2 protein-coding genes are annotated in these 2,572 nt (G+C 39.6%); both read right to left on the reverse strand.

From position 1 onward, the window contains the following. Positions 1-297 precede the first annotated feature (297 nt). Complete coding sequence (locus ABFQ95_08395) at positions 298-1,743, reverse strand: ATP-binding protein (GenBank protein MEN8237534.1); 1,446 nt, start codon at positions 1,741-1,743, stop codon at positions 298-300. Positions 1,744-2,195: 452 nt separating this feature from the next. Beyond that, the gene (locus ABFQ95_08400; protein ID MEN8237535.1) at positions 2,196-2,369 is read right to left on the reverse strand and encodes a hypothetical protein; all 174 of its coding nucleotides are present in this window, start codon (positions 2,367-2,369) and stop codon (positions 2,196-2,198) included. Positions 2,370-2,572 lie beyond the last annotated feature (203 nt).

A 2,572-nucleotide genomic window follows, 5' to 3' on the forward strand; every position in this document is an offset into this window, starting at 1 on the left:
TACAGGAGAGACCATTCAAATTCCGGCAGGCAGGAAAGTTAAGTTCACTTCTGGTAAATCATTAAAGCAGTCTGTAAATTCATAAAGCTTTCTTGTTTGATTGCGGTGATTTTTTAAAACCCTTTATTCATGCGGGTTTCGGGGGTTTGTTTTCCATAAGTAATATTATCGAACTTTTAAATATGGCCCCCAAACCGCATGAAATCTAAGGTTTCTAGCTTGCATCTACTTAAACCCCGTTCTCTCCGCAACTTCTTCTTCCCAACCTTCTGCCTGGCTTTTTCTCTCGGCTCCAAATTACAAGGAATCTCGCTGTAGTAATTCACTAAAGTTAATAATCATCGCAAAGTAACCGCTATTGATCACATCCTCATGAACCCCGTTAACGTGGATTAGCACCGGACGATAGGAAAAACCCTTGGGATTATGCAATCGGTTCAGCTTATCCTGCATCTTTGGAATAATCGTTGGCAGGATAGGGTTTTTTGAAAACTTAATTTCACATACGTAAAGTCCTCCAAATTTAGTCTGTATCAAGTAATCAATCTGACACCCTGGAAATTTTGCTGTTTTTCTTTGGAAGAACGGATTATCGGCTATGACTTCATCTGCCTGCAGGCCTAATCTCTCTTTGATAATTTTACGATTTTTGAGAACAAGGTTCTCAAATTGGTACCCCATTATAATTTCCCATCCCGGTAGGCTGGCAAGAGAACGCCACGAAAATTCATCGTTCTCAATTTTTGCACGGTTTTTTTCAACATACTTTAGATAAAATCGTAAATAATTATCACTGAGTCGAAAGTGGCTCAACCTTGAGTCCTCTCCAGATTTGATGTTCCAGGTATAATCACGACTAATAAATCCTGATTTTACAAGATCATCTAGATGCTGACTTATGTAACCAGTTTGACTTATTCCCAGTTTGCGACAAACCTCTTTTACCTCCATTGGCCCATTGGCTAATGCCTTAACTATCCTCTTGTAAGTTGAGCTGCGTGTAGAAAACAAATCAGAAAATATTTCATCAAATTCATTAACCAATATTCCTCCTTTGACAAAACAAAAATCTTTGATGTTTTCTTCAGCAGATAATGTTGGTTTTAATTCTTCAAGATAACGAGGGATTCCACCAGTTACAGAAAGAACTTTTAATTTTTCGTAAGTTGAAACCCTTGATCCTGATCCCCCCCAAAACTTGTTGCAATCTCTGATAGGAAGTTCATCCAAAGTTAATCGAAAGGAAATACGACCCAAAAATCCAGTACTTGCAAGAATATTTCTCTCAATCCAATGGGAAGCCGAACCACATAGTACAAAAATTAGCTCTGGATTTTTTTTATAGTGGAGATCCCAAGCGTTTTTGAGTTTACCCAAGAAATCTGGGTCTTTTGATCCCATCCAAGAAACTTCATCAAATAGCACAACCATCCGCCCTTGTTTAATTTTTTCTGCCAACAGTAAAAATAATTTACTCCAATCGTCAGCTTGCACCTCAGGCAACCCGGTTTGCTGATTCAACTGACGCGCAAATTCATTGCGTTGCATTTGTGCCGTTGCCTCAAACCTCGGCGGCAAGCCAACGAACTGATAAAACGGATAATCTTTAGCAAACTCTTCCACTAGGCGGCTTTTGCCAACCCGCCGCCTACCCTGAACCACAACAAGGCTAGACGTTTTCTTCATAAAAAGTCGATTAAGCGAGGCTAACTCTCGTTGTCGACCGATAAAAGATGGGTGCATTTGTACATCCTATTAAAAGCTAGATAGAGATATGTTACGACTATTAATCGCCAAAAGTCAATCTTTAGTCGTAAAATTACAAGCAATTTTTACGACTATTAATCGTCAAAAATCATTCTTTAGTCGTAAAATTACAAACAATTTTTACGACTAAAGAATGACAGCTTTGTTCGGCAGGGTGCAACTCATTGCGGTTCTGTCCAGCAATTCGGGGTTTTGTGTGCGTGTTCAGCGACAATTAGAAATGCGTCGAAGAGCTTTACAATATCTTAAAGCCTGCATTGTCGGTTCTAAATTTGGGGTGTGAAGGCACCCGGTATTTTGCAAACTCTGTCATAAAATCTGATGTTTTTCAGCTCAAGCAACGGGCAATTGAAGATTGTCATGTACACGCTGTCGCATTTATTGCACACCAATATTATAAGTTGCAGGATAATCTTGTTGATACACTGTTAAGCGTGGTCAAAACTTTCCAGAATGGAGCACAACGTAATTATAAACAATAACCCGCTTAAACCGAGAATTTGCACATCTCCCCCTATTTGGTTGATGGAAAAACCTCCAAAAACAGCTTTCTTATTGACTCGATCAGTATTCTTCTTTTTTTTAGAGCATGCTTTACTCATGGTACGGCGCCTGGAAGTAGCACTAATTTCTGAAGCTGTTGGTCCAGCATCGCTGTAGGGCATCAACTCTTCCGCAGAGAATGGCTTTGTAAGATTAAGAGGGTGAGGCCCCTTTGAGATGTTAGGAAGCTAGTAAAAATAACATTTACAGTCACGTTCTATTGCTTGACCTATATAGGGTAACGCGGCGTGTAGGGTGTTCT

The organism is Pseudomonadota bacterium, assembly GCA_039714795.1.
Taxonomy (GTDB): Bacteria; Pseudomonadota; Alphaproteobacteria; order JAGOMX01; family JAGOMX01; genus JBDLIP01.